Source organism: Nonomuraea sp. NPDC049028 (genome assembly GCF_043197735.1).
Lineage (GTDB): Bacteria > Actinomycetota > Actinomycetes > Streptosporangiales > Streptosporangiaceae > Nonomuraea.
Genome location: NZ_JBICTR010000001.1, coordinates 284,125 through 308,785 on the forward strand (window position 1 = coordinate 284,125; position 24,661 = coordinate 308,785).

At 70.6% G+C, this 24,661-nt stretch carries 23 protein-coding genes; 11 read left to right on the forward strand and 12 right to left on the reverse strand.

From position 1 onward, the window contains the following. Positions 1-18 precede the first annotated feature (18 nt). The 4 genes from ACGFJ2_RS01315 to ACGFJ2_RS01330 form a co-directional block, all read right to left on the reverse strand. Complete coding sequence (locus ACGFJ2_RS01315) at positions 19-2,340, reverse strand: protein kinase (RefSeq protein WP_393463491.1); 2,322 nt, start codon at positions 2,338-2,340, stop codon at positions 19-21. A 226-nt stretch (positions 2,341-2,566) separates the two neighbouring features. Then, a complete protein-coding gene (locus tag ACGFJ2_RS01320) occupies positions 2,567-3,949 on the reverse strand; it encodes a DUF1116 domain-containing protein (protein WP_393463493.1) in 1,383 nt (460 codons plus the stop codon). Continuing rightward, the gene (locus tag ACGFJ2_RS01325; protein WP_393463495.1) at positions 3,946-5,295 is read right to left on the reverse strand and encodes an FdrA family protein; all 1,350 of its coding nucleotides are present in this window, start codon (positions 5,293-5,295) and stop codon (positions 3,946-3,948) included. Before ACGFJ2_RS01325 ends, ACGFJ2_RS01320 begins: the two co-directional genes overlap by 4 nt. Next, positions 5,292-6,221: a DUF2877 domain-containing protein gene (locus tag ACGFJ2_RS01330; RefSeq protein WP_393463497.1), complete on the reverse strand. Its 930-nt coding sequence runs from the start codon at positions 6,219-6,221 to the stop codon at positions 5,292-5,294. The genes ACGFJ2_RS01325 and ACGFJ2_RS01330 overlap by 4 nt, the downstream gene beginning before the upstream one ends. Before the next feature lie 131 nt (positions 6,222-6,352). On the opposite strand from ACGFJ2_RS01330, the gene ACGFJ2_RS01335 reads away from it, so the two are divergent. From ACGFJ2_RS01335 to ACGFJ2_RS01370, 8 genes are all read left to right on the forward strand, one after another. Next, the gene (locus tag ACGFJ2_RS01335) at positions 6,353-7,993 is read left to right on the forward strand and encodes a PucR family transcriptional regulator (RefSeq protein ID WP_393463499.1); all 1,641 of its coding nucleotides are present in this window, start codon (positions 6,353-6,355) and stop codon (positions 7,991-7,993) included. 11 nt (positions 7,994-8,004) lie between these two features. Then, positions 8,005-8,208 carry an RNA-binding S4 domain-containing protein gene (locus ACGFJ2_RS01340; RefSeq protein WP_357941136.1) on the forward strand — a complete coding sequence of 68 codons (204 nt, stop codon included), beginning with the start codon at positions 8,005-8,007 and terminating at the stop codon, positions 8,206-8,208. A 277-nt stretch (positions 8,209-8,485) separates the two neighbouring features. Next, the gene (locus ACGFJ2_RS01345; RefSeq protein WP_393463501.1) at positions 8,486-9,850 is read left to right on the forward strand and encodes a uracil-xanthine permease family protein; all 1,365 of its coding nucleotides are present in this window, start codon (positions 8,486-8,488) and stop codon (positions 9,848-9,850) included. After that, positions 9,847-10,770 carry an FAD binding domain-containing protein gene (locus ACGFJ2_RS01350; protein WP_357941140.1) on the forward strand — a complete coding sequence of 308 codons (924 nt, stop codon included), beginning with the start codon at positions 9,847-9,849 and terminating at the stop codon, positions 10,768-10,770. Before ACGFJ2_RS01345 ends, ACGFJ2_RS01350 begins: the two co-directional genes overlap by 4 nt. 11 nt (positions 10,771-10,781) lie before the next feature. Then, positions 10,782-11,264: a (2Fe-2S)-binding protein gene (locus ACGFJ2_RS01355; RefSeq protein ID WP_357941142.1), complete on the forward strand. Its 483-nt coding sequence runs from the start codon at positions 10,782-10,784 to the stop codon at positions 11,262-11,264. A gap of 2 nt (positions 11,265-11,266) precedes the next feature. Next, positions 11,267-13,645 carry an aerobic carbon-monoxide dehydrogenase large subunit gene (cutA, locus tag ACGFJ2_RS01360; RefSeq protein WP_393463504.1) on the forward strand — a complete coding sequence of 793 codons (2,379 nt, stop codon included), beginning with the start codon at positions 11,267-11,269 and terminating at the stop codon, positions 13,643-13,645. 67 nt (positions 13,646-13,712) lie between these two features. Further along, a complete protein-coding gene (locus ACGFJ2_RS01365) occupies positions 13,713-14,765 on the forward strand; it encodes a leucine-rich repeat domain-containing protein (RefSeq protein ID WP_393463506.1) in 1,053 nt (350 codons plus the stop codon). Between the two features lie 111 nt (positions 14,766-14,876). Further along, a complete protein-coding gene (locus ACGFJ2_RS01370; RefSeq protein ID WP_357941147.1) occupies positions 14,877-15,332 on the forward strand; it encodes a hypothetical protein in 456 nt (151 codons plus the stop codon). A 44-nt stretch (positions 15,333-15,376) separates the two neighbouring features. Here the strand turns inward: ACGFJ2_RS01370 and ACGFJ2_RS01375 are convergent, their stop codons facing one another. The 6 genes from ACGFJ2_RS01375 to ACGFJ2_RS01400 form a co-directional block, all read right to left on the reverse strand. After that, complete coding sequence (locus ACGFJ2_RS01375) at positions 15,377-16,315, reverse strand: hypothetical protein (protein WP_393463508.1); 939 nt, start codon at positions 16,313-16,315, stop codon at positions 15,377-15,379. Further along, positions 16,312-17,766, reverse strand: coding sequence for a PQQ-dependent sugar dehydrogenase (locus tag ACGFJ2_RS01380; RefSeq protein WP_358175416.1), 1,455 nt, complete (start codon positions 17,764-17,766; stop codon positions 16,312-16,314). Before ACGFJ2_RS01380 ends, ACGFJ2_RS01375 begins: the two co-directional genes overlap by 4 nt. A gap of 114 nt (positions 17,767-17,880) precedes the next feature. Beyond that, complete coding sequence (locus ACGFJ2_RS01385) at positions 17,881-18,612, reverse strand: hypothetical protein (RefSeq protein WP_357941153.1); 732 nt, start codon at positions 18,610-18,612, stop codon at positions 17,881-17,883. A gap of 40 nt (positions 18,613-18,652) precedes the next feature. After that, positions 18,653-19,441 (reverse strand): ABC transporter ATP-binding protein, encoded by a 789-nt coding sequence (locus tag ACGFJ2_RS01390; protein ID WP_393463511.1) that lies wholly within the window; start codon positions 19,439-19,441, stop codon positions 18,653-18,655. After that, positions 19,438-20,460 carry an ABC transporter substrate-binding protein gene (locus ACGFJ2_RS01395; protein ID WP_393463513.1) on the reverse strand — a complete coding sequence of 341 codons (1,023 nt, stop codon included), beginning with the start codon at positions 20,458-20,460 and terminating at the stop codon, positions 19,438-19,440. The genes ACGFJ2_RS01390 and ACGFJ2_RS01395 overlap by 4 nt, the downstream gene beginning before the upstream one ends. A 39-nt stretch (positions 20,461-20,499) precedes the next feature. Beyond that, positions 20,500-21,315 carry an ABC transporter permease gene (locus ACGFJ2_RS01400; RefSeq protein WP_357941159.1) on the reverse strand — a complete coding sequence of 272 codons (816 nt, stop codon included), beginning with the start codon at positions 21,313-21,315 and terminating at the stop codon, positions 20,500-20,502. Positions 21,316-21,475: 160 nt separating this feature from the next. On the opposite strand from ACGFJ2_RS01400, the gene ACGFJ2_RS01405 reads away from it, so the two are divergent. After that, positions 21,476-22,501 carry a LacI family DNA-binding transcriptional regulator gene (locus tag ACGFJ2_RS01405; protein WP_357941161.1) on the forward strand — a complete coding sequence of 342 codons (1,026 nt, stop codon included), beginning with the start codon at positions 21,476-21,478 and terminating at the stop codon, positions 22,499-22,501. Positions 22,502-22,667: 166 nt separating this feature from the next. Here ACGFJ2_RS01405 and ACGFJ2_RS01410 read toward each other — a convergent pair whose 3' ends face one another. Further along, positions 22,668-23,468, reverse strand: a complete 801-nt coding sequence (locus ACGFJ2_RS01410; protein WP_357941164.1) for a GntR family transcriptional regulator — start codon at positions 23,466-23,468, stop codon at positions 22,668-22,670. 34 nt (positions 23,469-23,502) lie between these two features. Then, a complete protein-coding gene (locus tag ACGFJ2_RS01415) occupies positions 23,503-23,640 on the reverse strand; it encodes a hypothetical protein (RefSeq protein ID WP_393463516.1) in 138 nt (45 codons plus the stop codon). 207 nt (positions 23,641-23,847) lie between these two features. Between ACGFJ2_RS01415 and ACGFJ2_RS01420 the strand changes: the two genes are divergently transcribed. Beyond that, entirely contained in the window at positions 23,848-24,234 is a 387-nt protein-coding gene (locus tag ACGFJ2_RS01420) for a hypothetical protein (protein ID WP_357941168.1), read from the forward strand. Further along, positions 24,218-24,652, forward strand: a complete 435-nt coding sequence (locus tag ACGFJ2_RS01425) for a hypothetical protein (protein ID WP_393463518.1) — start codon at positions 24,218-24,220, stop codon at positions 24,650-24,652. The genes ACGFJ2_RS01420 and ACGFJ2_RS01425 overlap by 17 nt, the downstream gene beginning before the upstream one ends. Positions 24,653-24,661: the final 9 nt, after the last annotated feature.

Consider the following 24,661-nt stretch of genomic DNA (forward strand, 5'->3'; position numbering starts at 1 on the left):
TGGCTGGGTCTCAGGTGGTCACGTCTGGCGGAAGGTGTCGAAGAAGACCTTGCGGGTTTCGGCCTGGTCGTCCCACTTGAGTTCGGGCATGTTGAAGGTGATCTTGTACGCGTTGGTGTCGTCGATCGTGACGAACCGGGTCAGCGCGTGCATGGGGACGCCGTTGGCCAGGGTGTAGGTGTACTCCCAGTCGGCGGCCTTCCAGTCGCGATACCGCGTCGCCTGGAGCTGTACCTGGATGTAGCCGTCGACGCGACCGGCCGCCTCCTCGCGGGTCAGTTCCGACAGGCCTCCGTCCTGCTGCGGGGTCGTCTGCTCGATGCGGGTCGTCATGCCGGAGTCCTTGGGCCCGGTGAAGGTGGCGTCGCCGCCTGACGCGGTCAGCTTCCAGCCGTCGGGGACGGCGGCGGAGAAGCCGGGCGGGGTCTGCTCGCTGAAGCCCTTGGGCACGGTCGCCGTCAGGGGATCGGCGGCGGGTGGCGACGACACCTCCTGGGTGATCGCCACGCTCGGCACCGGCGCGGGTGCGCTGCCCGTGCGGACGTACAGGACGACGGCCACGATCACGCCGATGGTGGCGATGCCCGTGACGATCAGGCGCGGGGTGGGGCGGCCGTCGCGGAGCCAGCCGCCCTCATCGTCGTCCTCGTGCCTGCGCCTGCTCTTGGTCAGGCGCTCCGAGGTGGCGCTGGGCAGCTTGGTGAGACGGTCGTGGGTCAGGTCGCGCGACAGGTCGATGGCCTGGTCGCGCAGGTGGTCCGGCGAGGCCAGCGGCCAGGGGGCGGCGGCGCGGCTGTCACTGGTCAGGGGCAGGATCGGCTGCGGGCCCGACGGGCTCGGGGAGTCCGCACGCGATTCCGGGATCCGGCGCGGCCCCGAAGGGCTCCCGAACGCCCCGCTGTCAGAGGCCCGATGGGATCCCGACGGCCCGCCGAACGACGGCGGCGCGCCGAGCGGCCCGCTGGGCGGGAAGCCCGGCGACGACGGTGGCCCGCCTGACGGGAAGCCCGGCGACGACGGTGGCCCACTCGCTGGGTAGCCCGGCGACGACGGCGGCCCGTCCAGCGGGGAGCCCGGCGAGGACACGGGCCCGGACGGAAAGCTGCCCGACGGAAAGCTGCCCGACGGGAAGCTGCCCGACGGGTAGCTGCCCGGCAGAGGACGCACCAAGGACGGTCCGGCCGGATCGCTCAGCGACGGGTGCGGCCCCGTCGGCGGGCGCTCCCCGGCCTCCGGTATCCGGTGCGACCCCGACTGGCTGGTGAACGCCTCGAACCCGTCCGCCCGAGGCAGCGAGGGCAGCGCGTCCGTGCGGTGGCTGCCCGACGGGCTCGACATCCCCTCGTAGGGCATGGAGTAGCCGCCCGACGGGCTGTTCAGCGGGTCGTACGGCACGCGCACCGGCCCCGAGGGCGTCTCCACGATCCGCGACGGCATCGGCCCGGACAGCGAGTCGAACGGCGGCAGCAACCCGGCGGGCGTCGAGTCCGCCTCCGTGGGCAGGGACCGTGAGGTCTCGGCGGGTCGCGGGCGGGTCGAGCCGTGGGCGTGCAGGATCCGCTCCAGCAGATCGCCGACCTGCTCGGCGGTGAGACGTTCGGCCGGGTTCTTGCGCAGCAGGCCCTCGATCACCGGCGCCAGCGCGCCGGCCCGCTGCGGCGTGACGGGGTCCTGCGTGAGGACCGCGCCCAGCACCGCGATCGGGTCCGGCCCCTCGTACGGCGGGCGTCCCTCCACGGCCGCGTACATCGTCGCCCCGAACGACCACAGGTCGGCCGCCTGGGTGATCGACTGCCCGGACAGCCGCTCCGGCGGGATGTAGGCGGGCGAGCCCATGAGCAGCCCGGTCTGCGTGATCGTGACGTCGCCCTCGATCGCGGCGATGCCGAAGTCGGTCAGCACCACACGGTCGGAGGTGAGCAGGACGTTGCCCGGCTTGATGTCACGGTGCAGGATCCCGGCCGCGTGCGCGTGCCGGACCGCGTCGAGCACCCGGATGCCGATCTCGGCGGCCTGGATCACCGGGAGGGGTCCGCTCTGGCGGACCGCCTGCTCCAGGGACCACGCCCGGACCAGCTCCATGACGATCCACGGCCGGCCGTCTTCCTCGACGACGTCGTGCACGGTCACGATGCCGGGGTGCGTCAGCCGGGCGGCGGACCGGGCCTCGCGCAGCATGCGCCGGTGGGCCACCTGCTTGCCCGCCTGGTCGAGCCCGTACGGCAGGATCAGCTCCTTGACCGCCACGTCGCGGGCGAGCAGCACGTCATGCGCGTGCCACACCATCCCCATGCCGCCCCGGCCGACCGGTGACATCAACCGGTAGCGCCTGCCGATCAAACGACCCTGGCTCTGTGAAGCGTTTCCCTCCGCACCGGGTCCGCTGAGCAAGCGGTCGGCTGCCATGTTCCCGCCCCAATCTCCAGCCTCATCGGTCACAAGCGTCGCGCCGCCATACGTCAAGATTATGAGCGTTGGCCACGATATAGGCAGGTCATTCCCAAGGGAACCACAACTCGGCTCTTACAAATGCCTTGACGTGTCGCAATATCGCCCATCAATTGGATCAATTACGGTCGGCGGCCAGGGCGAGCAATGCGGCGGTGAATGCCTCTACCGGGGGCTTCACCAGGCCCGCACCGACCTGGCCGGTGCCCGCCACGCGGCCCGCGATACCGGTGTTGACGACGGGCAACACGCCGGTCCTGGCCACCAGGGTGATGTCGATGCCGACCGGTGTGCCGCGGAAGCCGAGCCCCGGGATCTGGTAGGCGGGATGCTCGGCGAGCGTGATCTCGTACATGGACCGGGTCGCCGCCACCGCGTCCGCCACCTCGCCGCCGACGAACCGCACGATGGCCGGGGACGCCGCCATCGCGAACCCGCCCAGGCCCGACGTCTCGGTGATCGTGGAGTCGCCGATGTCCGGGTTGGCGTCCGCCGGGCCGTACGCGCCGAGGTAGAGCCCGTCCGGCACGCCCGCCGGCCCGGTGAACCACCGATCGCCCAGCCCCGAGACCTGTACTCCGAAATCGGTGCCGTTGCGGGCCATGGCGACGACCATCGAGGAGCCGGGTACGTTCCTGGCCGCGTCGGTGCTCACCTTGCCCGCGGCCATGGCGGCGTTCAGGAAGAAGTGGTCGTTGCCGTTGACGAAGCGCAGCACCTCGGCGGCGCTGCCGGCCGCCGCCTCGACCACCCAGGGGGCCAGCTCGCGCAGGAACAGCGAGGTGGCGGCGCGGTTGCGGTTGTGCAGCTCGTCACCCATCTGCAGCGCCTGCGCGATCATCGCGCGCAGGTCGATCGGGCCGCCCAGCTCGATCGCGGCCGACAGGACGGGCCCGAGCACCCGGTCCATCCACTGCAGCCGCTCCAGCACCTCGGGTCCGTACGCGCCGTAACGCAGCACCTTGCCCAGGCCCTCGTTGAGCGAGCAGTAGGCCGTGCCGCCGTGCTCGGCGTCGCGTACCTCCAGCATCCACATCGACGGGCTCACCACGCCCGCCATCGGGCCGACCGTGGCGTGCCGATGGCAGGGCTCCAGGAGTACCCGGCCGGTGGCCAGCAGCTCCTCGGCCGACGGCACGTCATGGGCGTACTCCTCGAGCAGCATCGCGCCGATCAGCGCCCCGCGCATCGGGCCCGACGCGCGCTCCCAGTCGATGGGCGGCCCCGCGTGCAGGAACATCCGCTCCGGCAGGTCGAGCACCTCCGAGGCCCGCCGTACCCCGACGAGCTGGGGGCGGGCCGAGGTCAGGCGGCCGACGGCCCGTTCGTTGGCCGCGGGCAGGCGCGGGTCGGCGAGCACCCGCGCGAGCGCGTCCGCGGTGCCGGGCAGGGGCGGCCGCCACGCGACGGCGGTCGTCGGCGCGGCCTGCGCGTCGAGCGACTCCTGGAGGAGGGCGGCGCCGACGGTGATCACGTGGGGCGGACCGGAGAGCAGAGTCAAAGGAGGTTCCTGGCGTGCCGGGCGGCTTGGGCGTTGGAGGTGAAGACGGTGGCGCCCGCCTCGCGGAACGCCGCGGCCTGCCGGTGCAGGCCCTGGGGGTCGCCCTCGGTGCCGATGAGCGCGACGACGACGGTGGCTCCATGGTGGGTGGCGTGGGCGACGGCCGAGGCGAGGGAGGCGGCCGGGTCGGGGTCGGCGCCGTGCCCGAGCACGACGTCCATGAGGATCACGTCGCCCGGCTCCACCTGGGCCAGGGCCTCCAGACGGAGCGTCGGGTCGATCATCGGATGGGCGCGGCCCCTGGTGTAGGCGTCGTCGCCGTAGTCGGTGAACTCGCCCGCCCCGGCGATCAGGCTCGCCTCGGCGCACAGCGTGCCGCCCGAGTAGACGCCCTTGAGCTTCGTGTACGCCGACGTGGGCGACCAGCCGGGCCACGACTCCCAGGCGGGAACGGGCCGGCCGATGGCGCGCAGCGCCTCCTCCGCGGCCGCCGTCAGATCGCGCTCCCCGAGCAGCGCCGACACGACCGGCGTGCTCAGCGTCTCCACCACCTCCTGTACGGCCCGCGCCACCGCCGGGTCGGGCCGCTTGGAGACCAGCACGATCAGCTCGGTGGCCGGGTCGTCGTCCAGCATGCGCAGCGCCCGCATCGCCGACAGCCCGCCCACCTCGGCCGACAGGTCCCTGCCGCCCACGCCGAGCACATGGCTGACCCCGGCGCCCGCCTGGTCGAGCAGGGACGTCACCTGCTGGGCGCCGGTGCCGGAGGCCGCGACGACGCCGATCGGGCCCGGCCTGAGCACGTTGGCGAACCCCAGCCCCACCCCGGCGATCACGGCGGTGCCGCAGTCGGGGCCCATGACCAGCACGTCACGCTCCTCGGCCAGCAGCTTGAGCCGCCGCTCCCGGGCGACCGGCACGCCGTCGCTGAAGATCATCACGGGTAGTCCCGCGTGGATCGCGTCGAGCGCCTCGGCGAACGCGTGCTCTCCCGGAACCGACACGAGCACCAGGTCGGCCGGGCTTCTGGCCGCCGAGAGGGTGGTGAGCGGGGGTTGGTCGGCGGCCGCCCGGGTCCGGGAGGCGGACAGCCGGGCCAGGGCGTGGTCGAGCTCGCCGGTGGCGGTGTCCACACTGTCGCCGCGCAGGGCGACGAGCAGGTCGCCCGGGTCGGCGGCGGGCAGGTCGAAGCCCAGGTCGCGAGCCAGGGCGAGGTTCAGTTCCGTGGCCATGGCGACGATGGCCACCCGCATGCCGGGCAGGTCCGACAGCGAGCGGCTGACGCGCATGAGGGTGACGGAGTCGTGGTAGACGCCCTTGCGCAGCAGCACCGCGTCGCGGGTCATCCGGTCACGCTCAAGGCGCGGGCCGGGGCCGGGGCCTCCGTCATGGCCGGGACATGGGGCGGGCTTTGGGGCGGGCTCGGGGCCTCCGCCATGGCCAGGACGGTGTCGAGACCGATGGAGATGCCCTGGAGCAGGTCGGACCCGGAGGTGTGGCCGAGCCGCCGCAGCTGCCGCCGCGCCGGTTCGAGCTCCTGCCGCCCGGCGATGCCGCGCAGCACGGCGATCACCTCGGGGCTGGCCTCGCCTCTGGCCGCGCAGTGCAGGAGTGTCGCCGAGATCGGCGTCGTACGGGTGCGGGCGTCGTACGTCACGGTCGCGGCCAGCCAGTCCGCCAGCCACACCGCCCGCTCCGCCCCGGCCGCCGCGCCGAGGTGCCTGAGCGTCACCAGCAGCCCGGCCAGCACGTCGTCCCCGCTCGGCGTCAGCCCCGGACCGAGGCCGACCAGTCGTTCGGCCGCCGTGACCGCGCCCAGCAACCGGCCGCTCGCGCAGCCGGCCGCCAGGAGCTCGATGGCGTCGTTGCCCGCCAATCCGGGCTCGCCGGGGGTCAGGCGAGGGGCGGCCTGCCTGAGCCGTACGGGATCGACCCGGCCGAGCGGCGGCGCGGGATCCCACCAGCGGCGCGCCCGTACGCTCAGCCGCCCCAGCTCGATGGCGCCGTCGCCCACGGCGGCCTCGTCACCCACGGTGACGCGCGGCAGCTCGGCGGCCAGCAGCACGGAGTTGGGCAGCCGCGTCGCCGCGCCCGTGATGACGGCCAGCACGGACGGCTCCAGCTCGGTCCTGACCTCCAGGTACACCCCGGCGGGGAAGACGGCCAGCACCCGCGCGGGGCTGCGCGGCGCCGCCAGCACAGGGCGTACCGCCGCGCTGGCCGCTCCTGTCACAGGGGTACGCGGGCGCCTCGCATGAATACCGACGGTCACCGAACCTCCCTACCGGCTCTGGACCTGACCGTAGAACGTGCCGCACAACCGTCCGTACGGAGAAATTTGCCAAGAGTCAGCGTGAAGGTTGGCTCTTCCTGACAGACCGCTTCTGGGGTCACAATCTCCACATGGAGCCCCCAGTCCGTCTCGCGAGCACGGGCACGATCACCCACGGCGTCTCGGTGGGGGAGGTGCTGGGCGTATCGACCCTCGCGGACGCCCGCCTCATCGCCGGCGAGAGCGGGCTGGGCCGCATCGTGCAGCGCCTCAACGTCATGGAGGTGCCCGACATCCTGGCCTGGGTCAAGCCGCACGAGCTGCTGCTGACCACCGGCTACCCGCTGCGCAACACCCCCCAGTCGCTCGGCCGCCTGGTGGCCGACCTCGACGAGCGCAAACTGGCGGCCCTGGCGATCAAGCTCGGCAGGTACGTGGACAAGCTGCCCGACGAGATGGTCGAGCAGGCCGACCGGCTCGGGTTCCCGCTCATCCTGCTGCCGAACGACGTCGGCTTCGACGACATCCTGAACCAGGTGCTGACCGACATCCTCAACCGCCAGGCCGCCGTGCTCGCCCGCGCCGAGGAGGCGCACCGGGCGCTGGTCCAGGTGGTGCTGGCCGGCGGCGGGCTGGACGAGGTGACCGCCGAGGTGGCCGCGCTGCTCGACGTGGCGGTGGCGGCGGTCGACGGCGGCGGGCGGGTGCTCGCCACGGCCGGGCCGCCCGACCACGTGACCCTCCTGTGGGAGTCGATCGCGCACGAGGGGCCGCCGCTCGTCCCCGCCTCGGGCCGTACTCCTTCCGGCAGGCCCGCTTTCGGTACGGCGGGCCGCACGCGCGCGTTCGCCTCCGTTCCCGTCCTCGCGGGCGGCCACCACCACGGCCGCATCGTCGCCTACAGCCCGGCCGGGACGCTCCGTGACAGCGACGTCGGCATATTGGAGCGCGCCGCGACCGTCGCCGCGCTCGTCGTCACCAGGCAGGAGGCGGTCAACGCCGTCGAGAGCAAGTACCGGGCCGACTTCCTGCGCGACGTGCTCACCGGCCGGGCGGGCACGGCCGAGCGCGTCACGGCGCGGGCCAGGGCGTTCGGCTGGGATCTGGAACGGCCCGTCACCGTGCTGGTCGCCGAACTCGACCCGGACGGCGACGAACGCGCCACCCAGGACCGCCTGGTCGCGTGCTGGGTCGCGGCGATGCGCCGCCACGACCCCCAGGGCGCGGTCGCGGGCTTCTCGCACGAGGTGGTGGCCGTACTGGACGCCACGGTGGACGCCGCCAGGGTGGCCAAGGACGCCGCCTCCTCCTTCGCCGACGTGCCGCCCGCCACGTTCTCGACCGGCACCTCCCGCCCGTCGCCCGGCGCCGACCTGCTGCCCGAGGCGTATTCGCAGGCTTTGAAGGCGGCCCGCGTCGGCCGCCAGCTCCACGGCCCCGGCGCGGTGGCCCACTTCGACCAGCTGGGCGTTTATCGGCTGCTGTCGCTGGTGAACGACACGGAGGAACTGCACGCGTTCGTCCGCGAGACGCTGGGCCCGCTGGCCCTGGACGACGACGCCGAGAACTCCGACCTGCGCAGAACCCTGCAGGTGCTCCTGGAGACCAACCTCAACGTGGCGGAGACGGCCAGGCGGCTGCACTTCCACTACAACACGCTGCGCTACCGCATCGGCAAGCTGGAGCGCCTGCTCGGCAACTTCACCGACGACCCCCACCTGCGCCTCAACCTGACCCTGGCCCTGCACGTGCTGCGCATGCGGGGCATCTAGGCTGAGTGGTCGTGGACTTCGAACTGCGCTCCGACTTCATCCCGCTGTGTGACCTGCTGAAGTACTGCGGGGTCACGGAGACGGGCGGCATGGCCAAACACCTGATCGCCGAGGGAATGGTGTCGGTGGATGGGGAAGTGGAGCTCCGGAAGACGTGCAAGATCCGGACGGGGCAGGTGGTGACGGGGGAGGGGTTCTCGATCCGGGTGCACTGAGGTTTGGCGGGCCTACCTGGCCGCGCTGAAGCGAGCGGGCCCGGTGGTGCCACCTACCACCGGCCGCCGCACTGGAACTGAGCGCTCACCGGAACCACCTGAAGGTAGTGCGCGACCACTCCTCTGGTCAGGAAAGCGAATTTGGCAGATCATGCCCGTGTACGAGCACGCCTGCGGGCCTAATGTGCCCGCAACGGCAGCACGAATCTGGAGCGGGATGCGGAAGGAGCCTGCGGGGCGGCACTGGAAGCGGCAGCCCGGGTGAAGAGGGGCTCACATGGTTTTCGGTTGGACCAAACACGGCGACGGCAAGCATCTGGCTCCCGGAGAGGTCGTCAAACCCGGCGAGCGGCTGACCTGGCCGCGCATGATCGGGTTCGGCGCGCAGCATGTGATCGCGATGTTCGGCGCGACGTTCGTGTTCCCGCTGGTGATGGGGCTGAGCCCCAATGTCGCGATCATGATGTCCGGCGTGGCCACGATCATGTTCCTGCTGATCGTGAAGGGCAAGATCCCCAGCTACCTGGGCACCAGCGCGTCGTTCGTGGGCGGCGTGCTGGCCATCAGGGCGGTGTTCGGCGGTGACACCCCCGGCGCCGATGCCATCGTGACCGGCGCGATCCTCATCGTCGGGTTCGTGCTCGCGCTGGCCGGGCTGGCCGTGCACTTCCTCGGGGTACAGATCATCCACCGGATCTTCCCGCCGATCGTGACCGGCGCGGTGGTCATGCTGATCGGGTTCGGGCTGGCCTACGTGGTGGCGGACGTCTACTGGCCCAAGGACCAGTGGATGGCGCTGATCACGATGCTGGTGACGTTCGTGATCGTGGTGGCGTTCAAGGGCTTCATCGGGCGCATCGGCATCCTGCTCGGCCTGATCGTCGGCTACGCGCTGTCCTGGGTGGCCGACCAGCTGTTCGGCCAGGTCCCGGCCTACACCGACGGCGCGCTCAAGATCGCCCCGCATCTGCGTGTCGACTTCTCCAAGCTGGAGGCGGCGCCATGGTTCGGCCTGCCGCCGTTTCATCTGCCAGACTTCAAGTTCTCGGCCGTGCTGCTCGTGCTGCCCGCGGTGATCGCGCTGATCGCGGAGAACATCGGTCACGTCAAGGCCGTGGGAGAGATGACGCGTACCGACGTCGATCCCTACATCGGCCGCGCCATCGCCGCCGACGGCCTGGCCACCGTGGTGACCAGCGCCGTCGGCGGCTCGCCCACCACCACCTACGCCGAGAACATCGGCGTCATGGCCGCCACCAAGGTCTACTCCACCGCCGCCTACTACATCGCCGCACTCATCGCCATCCTGTTCGGCCTGAGCCCGAAGTTCGGCGCGCTGGTCTCCGCGACTCCGGAAGGCGTTCTGGGCGGCGTGACGGTCATCCTGTACGGCATGATCGGCCTGCTCGGCGCCAAGATCTGGATCGAGAACCGGGTGAACTTCGCCGACCCGGTCAACATGGTCCCCATCGGCGCGGGCATCATCCTGGCGATCGGACCGGTGAAGCAATTGATCAGCGGCGACTTCCGGCTGGAGGGCATCGCGTTCGGCACGATCGTCGTGGTGGGCGGCTACCACCTGCTGCGCGTCATCGCCGGGCGGCCCGCCGACACAGCCGCCGCGGGGAGAGAGGCCGGGTGAAGCCGCCGCCCTTCGAACACCACGCGCCGCGCGACCTCGGCGAGGCCCTGGACGTCCTCGCCCAGGTGGGTCCGCGCGGCAAGGTGCTCGCGGGCGGCCAGAGCCTGATCCCCATGCTCAACATGCGGCTGGCGGCGCCCGAGCACCTGGTCGACATCAACCGCGTCGAGTCGCTGGCCAGCCTCGACCTCGCCGCCGAAGGCGTCACCGTGGGCGCGCTGGCCAGGCACGCCCAGGTGGAGCGGCTGGCCGGACATCCGCTGCTGCGGCAGGCGCTCCGGCTGGTCGCCCACCCGGTGATCCGCAACAGGGGCACGGTGGTGGGCAGCCTGGTGCACGCCGACCCGGCCGCCGAGCTGCCCGCCGTGCTGGCCCTGCTCGGCGGGTCGGTACGGCTGTCCCGGCTGGACGCCGCCGAGGGCGTGGTGAGCCGGGAGGTGACGGCCGCCGACTTCTTCGTCGGGCCGATGGAGTCGGCCGTCCAGCCGGGCGAACTCGCCGTTTCCGCATATTTCCCGATGCCGCCGGAACGGTCGGGTACGGCGTTCCGCGAGGTGGCCAGGAGGCACGGCGACTACGCCCTGGCCGGGGTGTGCGCGCTGGTCACGCTGGACGACGACCTGCGCGTCACCGCCGCCCGGGTGGCCTGCGTCAGCGTCGGCCCCGTGCCGGTGGTCGTGGACGTGGGCGGGCTGTGCGAGCGCCGTCCCCCCTCCAGCGTCGACTGGGCGGGCGTGGCGCGGGCCGTACGGGAGGCGACCGAGCCGGACGACGACATCCACGCGAGCGCCGCGTACCGGCTGCATCTGGTCGGCGTCCTCGCCGAGCAGGCGCTGAAGGACGCCGCCCGTGAGGCGGCGCTCAAGGACGTGGCCCGTGAGGTGGCGGGACCGTGGGGTAGCAGCCCAGCAGGTACGTGAGGGAGGCCGGATTGGAGCGCGAGCGCGAGATCACGCTGGTGGTGAACGGAGCCGCGCGGCGGGTGCGGGTGCCGGGACGGCGGCTGCTGTCCGACTGCCTGCGCCACGACCTCGGGCTGACCGGCACGCACGTGGGCTGCGAGCACGGCGTGTGCGGCTGCTGCACGGTGCTGCTGGACGGCGAGCCGGTGCGCTCGTGCCTGACGTTCGCGGTGACCGTCGACGGCAGCGAGATCACCACGGTGGAGGGGCTGGCCGGGCCGGAGGGGATGTCGGCGGTGCAGCGGGCGTTCGCGGAGTGCCACGGGCTGCAGTGCGGCTTCTGCACACCGGGCTTCCTGTGTACGGTGACCGCGCTGCTGCGTGACAACCCGGCGCCCACCGACGAGGAGGTGGTCGACGGCATCTCCGGCAACCTGTGCCGCTGCACCGGCTACCAGAACATCGTGAAGGCCGTCCACCGGGCGGCGGAGCTGATCGCCGAGGAGACCTAGGGATGACCACCAGGCTGTTCGGGGAGCCGGTCCAGCGCCGGGAGGACCCCAGGCTGCTCACCGGCGGGGGCCGCTACCTCGACGACCTGGGCTCCGGCGCGCTGGCCGCGGCGTTCGTCCGCTCGCCGCACGCCCACGCCCGCGTCCGCGACGTCGACGTGAGCGCCGCGCTCGACGTGGACGGCCTGGTCGCCATCTACACCTGGGAGGACCTGCCCGAGCGCGTGGGCCGTCCCCTGCCCCTGCTGATCCCGCATCCCGCCCTCACTCACGGCCGCACCGCCTACCCCCTGGCCAGGGACGTCGTCCGGCACGTGGGCGAGCCCGTGGTGATGGTCGTGGCCAGGGACCGCTACCTCGCCGAGGACGCCTGCGCCCTCATCGAGGTCGACTACGAGCCGCTCAAGCCGGTCGTGGGCATCGAGGAGGCTGTCCAGGGCGCGCAGCTGGTCCACGAGGACGTACCGGGCAACGTGGGCGCCCATCTGGTGCAGGAGGTGCCGAACCAGGCGGGCCGGAGCGCCCGCGAGGCCATCGAGGCGTCGCCGCACACGCTGAGCTTCCGGCTCGACATCGAGCGCAGCGCCAGCATGCCGCTGGAGGGCCGCGGCGTGTACGCCCGCTGGGACGGCTCCGACCTGCGCGTCTACACCAGCACCCAGACCTCGACCAGCGTCCGCATGGCCGTCGCCGCGGCCCTGGGCCTGCCATTGCCGCACGTCGAGGTGATCGCGCCCGACGTGGGCGGCGGGTTCGGGGTGAAGATCGTGCACCCGTGGCCGGAGGAGATCCTGGTGCCGTGGGCGGCGATGCGGCTCGGCCAGGAGGTCAAGTGGACCGAGGACCGGCGCGAGCACTTCATCTCCTCCGCCCACGAGCGGGGTCAGGTGCAGCACGTCAAGGTCGGTTTCGACGACGACGGGGTGGTTCAAGGGTTGGATGTGACGATCCTGCACGATCACGGCGCCTACACGCCGTACGGGATCATCGTCCCGATCATCACCTCGACGCAGCTGCTCGGGCCGTACCGGATCGGGGCCTACCGGGCCGAGTTCTCCGCCGTTTACACCAACACCGTGCAGGTCACCCCGTACCGGGGGGCGGGGCGGCCGCAGGCCGTGTTCTGCATGGAGCGGACGATGGACAAGATCGCCCGCTACCTGGGCAAGGACCGCACCGAGGTGCGCGCGGCGAACTTCATCCGCCCCGACGAGTTCCCCTACGACCAGGGCCTGATTTTCCAGGACGGACGCCCGCTGATCTACGACAGCGGCGACTACCCCGAGATGCTCCGCATGCTCAAGGAGCTCATCGGCTGGGACGACTTCGAACCCGGCCGGCACCGGGGCATCGGCATCGGCTGCTACGTCGAGGGCACCGGCGTCGGCCCGTACGAGGGCGGCCACGTCCAGATCACCTCCGACGGCCGCGTACACGTCTCCACCGGGCTCACCTCGCAGGGGCAGGGCCACGAGACCGTGTTCGCCCAGATCGCCGCCACCGAGCTGGGCGTGCCCATCGAGCGGATCTCGGTCGTCACCGGCGACACGCGCAGGTTCGGGTACGCGGTCGGCACCTTCGCCTCCCGCGCGGCCGTGGTCAGCGGCAACGCCATCGCCCTGGCCTGCCGCAAGGTGCGGGAGAAGGCGCTGCGCATCGCCGCCGACGCGCTGGAGGCCGACCCGGCCGACCTGGAGATCGCCGACGGCCTGGTGCACGTCGTGGGCGCCCCGACCGCCTCGATCCCGCTGTCCACGGTCGCGGTCCTGGCCAACCCGCTGCGGTACGCCTTCGACGAGGAGGCGGCCAAGGCGACCCAGTTCTCCGGCGTCTCCTCGCCCGACAAACCGCCGGTGGCCGAGGGCGACGAGCCGGGGCTGGAGGGCCGTGACTACTACTCGCCGATCAGGTCCACGTTCGCGGCCGGGATGCACGCCGCCATCGTCGAGACCGACCCGCTGACCGCCGAGATCAAGGTCCTGCGGTACGCGGTCGTGCACGACTGCGGCCGGCTGATCAACCCGATGATCGTGGAGGGACAGATCCACGGGGGAGTGGCCCAGGGCATCGGTGGCGCCCTGTACGAACGGATGGTGTACGACGGGCACGGGCAGCTGCTCAACGCCTCGTTCATGGACTTCCTCATGCCGTACGTCACGGAGATCCCGCACATCGAGACCGCCCACCTGGAGACGCCGTCGCCGCTCAACCCGCTCGGCATCAAGGGGGCGGGAGAGGCCGGGGTGATCCCGGTCTCGGCGGTGATCGCGGGGGCGATCGAGGACGCGGAGGGCATCGAGATCGACCGCATGCCGATCTCGCCGTCCGAGCTGTTCGACCTCAGGAACCTCGCCGGACAGGACGCCGCGCCGGGCACTTAGCCGGGCTTCCTGCGGCGTGCTTCCGGCGGCGGCGTGCTTCCGGTGGCGGCGTGCGAGGATCGGCGCCGTGACGATCCATGTTGAACTGCGCGCACCCGGCGCGGGGCTGACCACGTTCCCCGGCTCCGACCCCGCCGAGCTCGGCGAGGTCCGGCTGATCGACCTGGCCTGGAACGAGCTCACCGAGCTCCCCGCGTGGCTGGGCGGCCTGACGTCGCTGGCCGAGCTCCGGCTCGACGGCAACCGCCTGCGCTCGCTGCCGGACCTGACGGGACTCACCGCGCTGCGGGCGCTGCACCTCGATGGCAACCTGCTGACCGAGGTGCCCGGCTGCCCGCCGTACCTGGAGACGCTGTACCTGTACGGCAACGCCATCGAGACGCTGCCCGCGCGGCTCGGCGGCGGGCTGCGGCACCTGGCGGCGGGCGGCAACCGGCTGACCGGCGTGCCCGACGCGCTGTGGAAGCTGACCCGGCTCGAATCGCTCAACCTGGCCGAGAACGCACTCACCGAGGTGCCCGCGGCGATCGGCGGGCTGACCGGGCTGCGCATGCTCGACCTCGGGCACAACGACCTCGCCACGATACCGCCGGAGATCGGCGACCTGGGCCTGACCGACTACCTCTACCTGAGCGACAACCGGTTCACCGAGGTGCCCGCCGCGATCGGCCGGCTCGACCGGCTCGCCTACCTCAACGTGACCGACAACCGGCTGACCGGCCTGCCCGAGGCGCTCGGCCGCATGGCGTCGCTGGTCGAGCTGCGGCTCTACAACAACCGGCTGGAGACGCTGCCCGGCTCCATCGGCGGGCTGGGCCGGCTGCGCGAGCTGCATCTGCAGGGCAACCGGCTGACCGCCCTGCCTGACTCGATCGGCGGGCTCGGCGAGTTGCGCGTGCTCGACCTGCGCAACAACCAGCTGCGCGCGCTGCCCGGCGCGGTCGCGGGGCTGGCCCGGCTCACGCACCTGGATCTGCGCAACAACCGGCTCAGGACGCTGCCCGAGAGCCTTGGCGAGCTGCCCGCGCTGGAGAAGCTCGACCTGCGCTGGAACAAGCTCGACGGCGAGCCCGACGCGCTGCGCCGCCTGGTGGAGCGCGGCTGCGTCGTCCTGCGCTGAGATCGCGGTTCTTCGGCCGGGATTGCGGCTCTCGGGCTGAGGTCTCGGGTGAATCTCGGTTTAATCTCGGCCGGAGTGAACCCCACCTACGGGGGTTGCGTATCTCGGCACATGACGACATTTCCACGTCTGGCCGCTACTGCGCTGCTGGTCGGGCTCGTGGCCGGTTGTACGAACGCCAGCGGTTCCGTAGGAGCCGGCCAGAGCGCCGCGATGGCCGGGGGCGAGCCCATCGTGCAGAAGCCCGCCACGGTCGACAACAACGTCTACACCGTCGAGCAACTGGCCGAGAAGGTCGGGTGCAAGCCGAAGATCCAGGTCAACGCCAAGGACATTCGTACGGGCTTCTGCCAGACCGACGAGGGTCAGTTCTTCGTGTCGACGTTCGCCACCCAGGCCGGCAAGGACGCCTGGATGGACACCGCGCCCGAATACAACCCGCACCTGGTCGGCAACCGATGGACCGTGCTGTCCAGCCGCAAGGTGCTTGACGCTTTGAAGGAGCGTCTCCACGGTGAGCTCCATCTCAAGGACCACAGGACCAAACAGATGCAGACTAACGGCTGACGGAGGGCTGGGAAGGCGGTGGGAGTCCTCCCAGCCCCAGCCGTTCAGCCTCGGGTCGCCAGCTTGTACTGGGCCCAGATCTCCAGGGGGGCCGCGACCCTGTCGAGGAACATCAAATCGTCCATCCGGCAGTTACAGGGGTTGTTCTCTCTGGTGTTCTGCGGATAGCTACCTCCGATCTTGATGCCTCTGGGGTCGGTGGCCGAGGTGAGATCGGGCTCCGGCGCCCCCTCCACGCCCCACGGATCACCCGTGAGCGTGTAGAAGCCGTCGAGCGGGCGGCCGTTCTTGTAGAGCTTCATCGCGGCGTTGTCGTAGTCGAACGTGGCCGCCAGGAAGACCCATTCATCCTGGGGAAGCACGCTCTGCCACGGCTCGCTCGCGGCGAAGGTCTGGGAACTGCTGCCGTCGACTCGCCTGCCCAGCGCGACCACGCGCAGCTCCCCGTTGACCGTGATGAGTTCTAGCAGCGCTCTGACGTCATGGCCCTGGGAGTTGCCGGTGAGCACCCCGGCCAGCCCGATCGCTCCGTAGCGGTCGGCCGGGTCCGCGGTGTTGGAGTTGAGGCTGGGGTTCTCGCCGGTCATCTTGAACCAGCCCATGACGGTGGCGCCCTTGACGGCGTTGAAGGCGTGGAGGGTGGGCACTCCGGTCTCGGAGTAGATCCCGGCCTTCCAGTCGTCGTTGCCCATCGTGGCGGGGTTCACCTGCTGGAGCTGGATCGAGTGGCGGCTGCCCCGATGCGCGCCGTCGTCGTTGCGCATGGCGGCACCGCCGTTGATCAGCGTGATGTCCGTGCCCGATCTGCCCTGGTCGCGCTCCTGCGCCGGGTTTCCGGGGACCGGGTGTTCGAAGTCGTAGGCGGCGATGAGGTTGTGGCGCAGCGTGGGCAGTACGCCGGGCCGGTCGTGGGCGGCGGCCGGGGTGGCGAGCGTCGCCGTCAGGACGAGAGCCACCGCCGGGGCCAGATAGCGGTGCCTCATGGCGTCGCCGTCATGCAGGCGCCGGTGACCTTCCAGATCTTGCCGTTGGCCTTGGACAGCAGGTAGAGCTCGCCCGCGCCGTCGCGGCTCAGGCGCAGGTCCACCCGGGCGTCCCCGGCCAGATCCTTCATGGTGACCGTGGCGCCGCTCGCGTTCACGAGCTTGGGCTGGTAGATCGTGGCCCGCGGGCCGCCCTGCCGCATCTGGCTCGCGATGGTGAAGAAGACGCGGCCGTCGACGATGTCGCCGAACAGGTATTTGCCGTACAGCAGCGGCAGCCGCGTGCCGCGATAGACGAACCCACCGGCCACCGCGTGACCGCTGTCGGCCGTGCAGGAGTGGCCGGGCGGCGGGTCGTGGTCGTAGGCCGCGACCGGGTAGGTGTAGCCGAACGACGCGTCGTTGTCGGGCAGCGTGTACAGATGGCAGCGGTCGGCCTTGTTGAACACGAAGGAGCCCTCGCGCTCGCTCCAGCCCAGGTTGTCACCGGCCTTGACCTCGTAGATGGCCTCGATGGCGTGCTCGCCGATGTGGCCGAGGAACAGCCGGTTGCCCTGCGGGTCCCAGCTGAAGCGGTGCGGGTCGCGCATGCCGTACGCGTAGATCTCGCCGATCGCGCCGGCCTTGGTGACGAACGGGTTCTTGGCCGGGATGCCGTACTTGCCGTTGGCGGCGTTCGTGCCCAAGGGGTCGATGCGCAGCACCTTGCCCTGCGGGATGGCCAGGTTCTGCGGGTCGTCGCTCGACGAGCCCCGGCCGCCGTCGCCCGAGGCGACGTAGAGCAGGCCGTAGTCGGCGTCCCGGCGCCGCGCGTACGGGTTGAAGTCGATCTGCTGGATGCCGTGGACCTGGCCGTTGAAACCGAGCCTGAGCACCTCTCTGTGGGTGCCGCTGAAGGTGTCGGCCTTCGGGTTCGTGGCCGTCCACTCGGTGATCACGCCGTGGAACTTGGTGTCGGGCTGAGGCGTCAGGTCCGGCGTCTTGGTGGTGAGAGCCGCGCCCCACTCGGTGTGTACGGTGTAGAACTTGCCGTTACGGGCGAAGTCCGGATGGAAGGCGACGTACCCGAACCCGGATCCCAGACCGCGGCCGGAGAGGAAGTCCGGCGCGAACGTGGCACCGACGTCGAGGTATTCCTGCGGCTGGCCGTTCTTCAGCAGGTACAGCTTGCCGTTGAGGTCGTTGACGAACTGGCGCCGCGACCCGTCGGGGATCTCGCCGATGTTGTTGATCCTGGCCCAGCGCATCAGCCGTTGGTCGGTGGGCGTGGGGACCGGTTCGGTCTTGGGGAAGGTCGCGTACTCGGTCAGCGTCAGCGTGAGACCGGACGCGGTGGGATTCTCCGGAATGGGGTCGTCGATCGGGGTCGAGTCCATCGCGGCCGCCGGCGGCGCCCAGAGCGCGGTCGCCAGCAGTGCGGCTAAGAGGTACCGGAGGGGGGATTTCGGCATTCCTGTGCACCACCTGAGGGGTTGTTGGAAAGCGCTTACCGGGGACGGTAAAGGGAGAAGTGGGAGCAGTCAAGAAGGGTGACGTCAGGGGTTCTGGGTGCTCGGCGCAGGCGGTCAGGGCTGGGAGCGGTCGGCGCAGGCCGGTGTGCCGGTGACGGTCAGGTTGCGCACCCGCCCGATGTTGTCGAACGAGCCGAAGCCGACACGGCCCGAGGGGAACGTCCGGTCCGTGGCCGTGATCAGCGGTGTCGTCGAGCCGTCCATGAAGACCGAGATGCGGCCGGTGTCCGCGCAGTAGCGGACGCGGACCTTGTGCCACGCCTCATCGGTGACCGCGGGCGGCGCGCCGACCTGGCCGTTCCACTGGTCGTCGATGCGCAGGCGGTCGGCGTTGTTCACCACGAAGATCCCGTTGTGGGGATAGATGGTGTTGTCCTGCGACAGGTGGGCGTAGTTGAACTGCAGATCGGAGCGGTAGCCGAACACGATGATCACGTCACGGTTGCTGACGCTGGTCGGGGTGTCGAGCCGTACCTCGGCGTCGATCTGCACCGATCCGAAGACCGGGCCCTTGGTCAGCACGGCGTACTCGAAGGGGCGGCGCGGGCCGGGGCGCGCTTCCCCGGCTTCGGCGAGGATCACCTGGTCACCGGGGAACTGCCACTTGGCGGGGGTCACCGGGGCCCAGCTGGTGGCGGCGTTGGTCTTGCGGACGACCGTGCGGCCCAACGTACAGTCGGGAGCTTGTGCCGCCTGGTCGGCGGCGGTGGCGTGGGCGGTGGGCGCGATGAACTGGGCCAGGACCAGCACCAGTGCGAGCGCGCACAAGCGGACGAATGTGGGCATCGGAATCCTCTCAGTGGGGGGAGGGGGCGGATCCGAGCGGTCAATCGTTGTGCGTGGCGGCCCCCAGCAGGTCGCGGATGTGGCTGGTCGCGGCGGCGAAGGCGGGCTGGGACATGGTCGCCGCGTAGTCACGTACCCGTGGCAGCGCCACGTCGATGACCTCGGCGATCGTGCCGGGCCGCGGCGTCATGACGATCACCCGGTTGCCCAGGTAGACCGCCTCGGCGATGGAGTGCGTGACGAGCAGGACCGTGGTCTCGGTCTCGTGCCAGATGCGGTGCAGCTCGATGTTCATCTGCTCGCGGGTCAGGGCGTCCAGCGCGCCGAACGGCTCGTCCATGAGCAGCACGGGCGGCCGGTGCAGCAGCGCGCGGCAGAGTGCCACCCGCTGCTGCATCCCGCCGGACAGCTCATGCGGCAACGCGTCCTCGAAGCCCGTCAGCCCGGTCATCTCGATCAGCTCGTCGGCCCTGGCGGCGGCCTCCTTCTGCGGCATGTCACGCATCTCGGCCTGCAGCAGGATGTTCTTGCGCGCCGAACGCCACTCCAGCAGGGCGGCGCGCTGGAAGACGTACCCGACGTCGTGGCGCGGGCCGCCGACCGTGCCGCCGAGCAGCCGCACCGCGCCCGCCGACGGCTTGAGCAGCCCGGAGACCAGCTTGAGCAGCGTCGACTTGCCGCATCCCGACGGGCCCACGATGGACACGAACTCGCCGGGGCGGACGTCCATCGACACGTTCTCCAGCGCGACCACGTCGCGCTTCTTCGATCGGAACCGCACCGCCACCTTGTCGATCTCGACGGCGGGTGCCTGTTGCGTCACGGTCATCCCTTCGGCGCCACGCTGGCGTCCCAGTAGGCGCTGGGCGCCTGCGGGTTGGAGACCATCCCGGCCTTGGCGAAGGTGTCGATCGTCTTCTGCCAGTCGGCCTCGGTGTTGACGCCCGGCGCCTGTCCCTGGGTGGCGTCGGTGTGCAGCAGCGTGGTCGTGGTCTTGAACTGGTCGAGCAGTACCTGAGCCGGCGGCAGCTGCTCCGAGGCGCCCTTCATGGCGTCCACGGCGGCCTGCTGGTCCTTCTCGGCCGCCGCCCACGCCTCGCTGGTGGCCGCGACCATCCGCTTGACCAGGTCGGCCTTGCTCTGCAGGAAGGAGGAGGAGGTGAGCAGGCCGTTGCTGTAGTAGTTCAGGCCGAACTCGGAGAAGCGCAGGTACGCGACCGGCTTGCCGGCCTTGTTCTGCATCGTCGGGCCCTGGTCGGAGGCGTAGCCGAGCAGCGCGTCCGTCTGCCCCGACATGACCGCCGCGATCTTGCCGGCCGGGTCGGTGTTCTGCAGCTTGACGTCGGCGTCGCTCATCCCGTTGGCCTTGAGGAACACCGGGAAGGTCTTGGTGAGCGCGTCACCGGCCGTCGAGGCGATCGTCTTGCCCTTCAGGTCGGCCGGCTTGGTGATGTTCTTCTCCTGGAAGAACTGCACCGAGGCCGGGGTCGTCTGCAGGAAGACGCCCAGGCTCTTCACGGGCACGCCCGAGCTCACTCCGCCGAGCAGCGCGGGGGTGTCGGCCCAGCCGAAGTCCGTCTGGCCGGCGCCGGTGGCCTGGACGGTCTTCTGCGAGCCCTGCCCGGCCTGGATCGTCAGGTCGATGCCGTGTTTTTCGAAGATGCCCTTCGTCTTGCCGTAGTAGAAGGGCGCGTGCTCGCCGTACGGATACCAGTTGAGGGTGAGCGTGGCCTTGTCGAGCTGCTTGCCCGACGAACTGGTGGTCTTCTCGCCGCCGCCGGAGCCGCACGCGGTGGCGAACAGGAGCAGAGCCGGGGCTATGGCGGCGATCAGCGTGCGTGTCTTCATGGCGTCCTCAGGGGGTGAGGTCTTCGGCGGGGTCGTTCCTTAGTACGTGACGGTGACGGCGTCGCCGCGGCGGCTGGCGTGCCAGGGCAGCAGCAGCCGCTCGGCGAACTCGACGGCGACGAAGAGCACGACGCCGAGCAGGGACATGACGAGGAGTCCCGCGAAGAGCATGGGTGTGTCGATGTTGCCGTTGGCCTGCAGGATGACCGAGCCGAGCCCGTCGTTGCCGCCGACGAACTCGCCCACGACCGCCCCGGTGACGGCGAGCGTCACGGCGACCTTCAACCCGGAGAACAGGAACGGCAGGGAGGCGGGAAACCTGATCTTGGCGAAGGTCTTCGCCGGGCTCGCTCCCATGGTCGAAGCCAGCTGGAGCATCTCCGGATCCACCGACTTCAGGCCGGTGACCATGGAGATGACGACGGGGAAGAACGCGATCAGCACGGCGACCACGATCCTGGGCGTCAGCCCGAACCCGAGCCAGACCACGAACAGCGGGGCGATCGCGATCTTCGGGACGACCTGCGCGAACAGCAGCAGCGGATAGAGGGTCTTCTCGACCTCCGCCGAGGCCACCATGAGCACCGCCGCGGCGACGCCGACGACGACGGCGATCGCGAAGCCGAGCACCGTCTCGTAGCCGGTCACCAAGGTGTGGTGGGCGAGGTAGCCGGCCTTGTCGGCCATCACCTGGAGGGTGACTCCGGGCGAGGGCACGAGGAACCTGGGCACGATCTCGAACTCGGTGATCGCCCACCAGATCGCGTAGCAGGCGGCGAGCAGGGCGAACGGCCGCCAGGACCGGTCCGCCAGTTCCACGACGCGGTCGCGCGAGCTCGGACTCTCGCGCCGCACGATTCCATCAGCGGTCTGTACCACGATCGAAGGTATCCCTCCATCGCGTGCCATCAGGCCAAATGCGAGAAAGCGCTATCTGAAAGCGCTTTCCTGCGGTACGCTAACCCGGCATGGTCCAGGGGTCAATGGTCGTTAACTTCCTGTTACAGGAGGGCGAGTGGCCGATCGCGTTCACGTCACTCTCCGGGATGTGGCCATGGCCGCCGGAGTCTCCCTAGCCACCGCCTCACGTGTCCTCAACGGCACCGCCAAGGTCCGCGAAGACCTGCGCGACCGGGTCGAGGCCGCCGCCTCCGAGCTCGCGTACACGCCGAACGCCCACGCCCAGGCCCTCGTCCGGGCCTCCAACGAGACCGTCGGCGTGATCTGCCACGACGTCAGCGACCCCTATTTCTCCGGCATCGCCAGGGGCGTCATGCGCGCCGCCGCGCAGCGCGACCTGCTGGTGATGCTGGCCAGCACGTTCCGCGACAGCACGCGCGAGGTGGCCTACGTCTCCATGCTGCGCGCCCAGCGGGCCCGCGCGATCCTGCTGATCGGCTCCGGCTTCGAGGACCGCGGCTGGGAACGGGCCATGGACGTCGAACTACGCCCCTACCTGAACGCCGGCGGCCGGGTCGCCGTGGTCAGCCGGCACCGCAGCCTGCGCGTCGACACCGTACTTCCGGAGAACCGCGAGGGCGCCGCCGCCCTGGCCCGCGCCCTGCTCGCCCTCGGCCACCGCCGCTTCGCCATCCTGTCGGGCCCGCCCGGCCTCAGCACCGTCGTGGACCGGGTCAGCGGCTTCCGCGACGCCCTGGCGGCGGCCGGGGTGACGGTCGACCAGATCGAGGAGGGCCCGTTCAACCGTGAAGGCGGCTACGCCGGGGCCTCCGCCCTCCTGGACCGCGGTCTCGACGCCACCTGCCTGTTCGCCGCCACGGACGTGATGGCGGTGGGAGCGCTGGCCGCCTTGCGGGAACGCGGGCTGCGGGTGCCGGAGGACGTGTCGCTGGCGGGCTTCGACGACATCCCGGTGGTACGGGACCTGACACCACCGCTGACGACGGTGTCGCTGCCGTTGGAGGAGATGGGGGAGCGGGTGATCGCTCTGGCCCTGCGGGACGGGAGCCGGGGACGACGGCGAATCGAACGGGTGCCGGGCACGGTCATCTTGCGCGCCAGCACCATCGGGCCGCCCTAAAGGGCGTTCTTCCTGTGCACCCGCCCACAAAGGGCCTTCGCTTCGCTCCGGACGTTCTTCTTTCTCTCGCGTACCACGTACCGCACAGCAGCCTGATCGTCCGGCGAACGCCCAGCTCAGCAGCAGTGTTCGCGTTTTGGAACCGCACACGCCGTGCGCTCCGGGCTCACTGCCATTCGATGACCTCGTCCATCTGGACGCTGCTCTGCTCGCGGTGATAGCTGCTGATGTCCTCGATGTGCTGCTGCATGAGGGTACGGGCCAGCGTGCCGTGGCCGCCGACGATCGCCTTGGCCAGGCGCCGGTGGCTGGTGGCGATGAGGTCGCGGATCGCTCTGGGATCCTCGTTCACCGCGACATGGTGCGTGACGACCTGCCCCATGGTCTGCAACGTCAATTCCAGGACGCGGTTGCGGGCCAGCGAGGCGATGGTGGCATGGAAGGACGAGTGCTGCGCCACGAAGTCCTCAACCCCTGCCTGCTCGTCGTCGGCACAGTCGTCGGAGCCGAGGAAGGGCGCCATCGCGGCCAACCGCGCGTCGCGCAGGGGGTGGCGCGCCGCGCGCGCGGCCAGCTCGCACTCGGCGAACACCCATGCCTCGAACAGCTCCTCGTACGTGGCGCCGGCCATCTGGTAGTAGAGCGTCGCGGTGCGGCCCAGGTTGGCCGGGTCCACCATGCCGACCACGGGGCCGCCGCCGGGCCCCCGGCGGATGGAGATGAGCCCTTGGACCTCCAGCAGGCGCAGGCCCTCCCGCAGCGACTCGCGGCTGACGCCGTACTCGGCCAGCATGGCCGCCTCGGCCGGCAACGCGTCACCGGGTTGCCGTCCGGATGCGATGATGTCGCGTACGAGATCGCGGGCCATGCTCTCGGACGTCTTGAGAACACGCATCAGGCCGTCGCCACGTCCGATCGCGACGCGGCTCATGGCGGGGGTCTCAGCGCTGTCACGCCTGATGGACATGACGTCAAGGCTACCGTTGAGGAAGACTCGGGGATCAGAACCGGATGATGTCCCGGATGCCGTGCCAGGCGCGCTCGTCCTCGTAGGCCTGGCCGATCTCGTCCATCGTGCCGACCAGCGCCACGGCGCCGTCGTCGCACAGGGTCAAGGCCGCGCACGTCTTCACGTCCATCTCCTCCTCTCCCTCACGCGACACAGGCGTGGACCGGGCCGGACTGTTGTTTCGAGCATGTACCGAACCATAATCCTCATGAGAAATAACGACAAGGATTCTGGTACTTGCGGTTAATCCTCATGACATTTATGGTCCGAGGCATGCCCCGGTGCGACGTGCCGCTCCGGCCGCCACTCCCCGTAGACCCGTTTCGACCACCCCCAATTGATCACTACGACGGGTAGCCACATGTACGGCACCAAGACCCTGACGCTCCTCGCCACAGGCGTGCTCGCGACCGCTCTGGCGGCGTGCGGGACGATTTCGGAGCCGGCCTCGCAGAAGGTCGCCTTCGTCCAGTGCGCGGACCCGAGCTGCGCCATCCTGGCCGGATACCTCGACGAGGCCGTCAAGGCCCGAGGCTGGGAACTGGTCACGGTGAGCGCCACGGCCACGGACCCGGGCGCCGCCGTCCAGCAGGCGATCGACGCCGGCGTGGACTACCTGGTCACCACGCCGGAGGCGGCGAAGGAGATCGAGGGAGAGAAGGACGGTTGGCCCGGCCTCGCCGGGTTCACGGACACGTTCAAGAACTGTGGGGCGTCTAGGTGAGCGGCCCCGCACTGGATCTTCACACGGTCTCGAAGACGTTCGCCGGCCAGGTCGTGCTCGACCGGCGGTCGCGGCGCACGAGGCGGGCATCCGCTTCGTCCACCAGGACCTGGCGGACCGCACCGAGGTGGCCGTCTCAGGCGGTGACGGCGCCCCGCAGGAGGCGCCGCACACCCCGATCGGCGCGACCCTGGGCCGCTACAGCGCGGTGTTCCTGTTCGCGTACTTCGCCCCGGCGTTCGGCGTCAAGGGCCTGCAGCTGTCGTTCGGGCCGGGCACCTTCTGGATCCAGCCGTTGTTCCAGGGCGCGGCGCTGATGATCGCGGTGGCCCTGGCGAGCAGGCAGATCACTCACACCCGGCGCTGCCGGCGGGCACAGGCACGCCGGACCGGCCCCGACGATGCTTCCGTCACCTGAAAGGAGTGT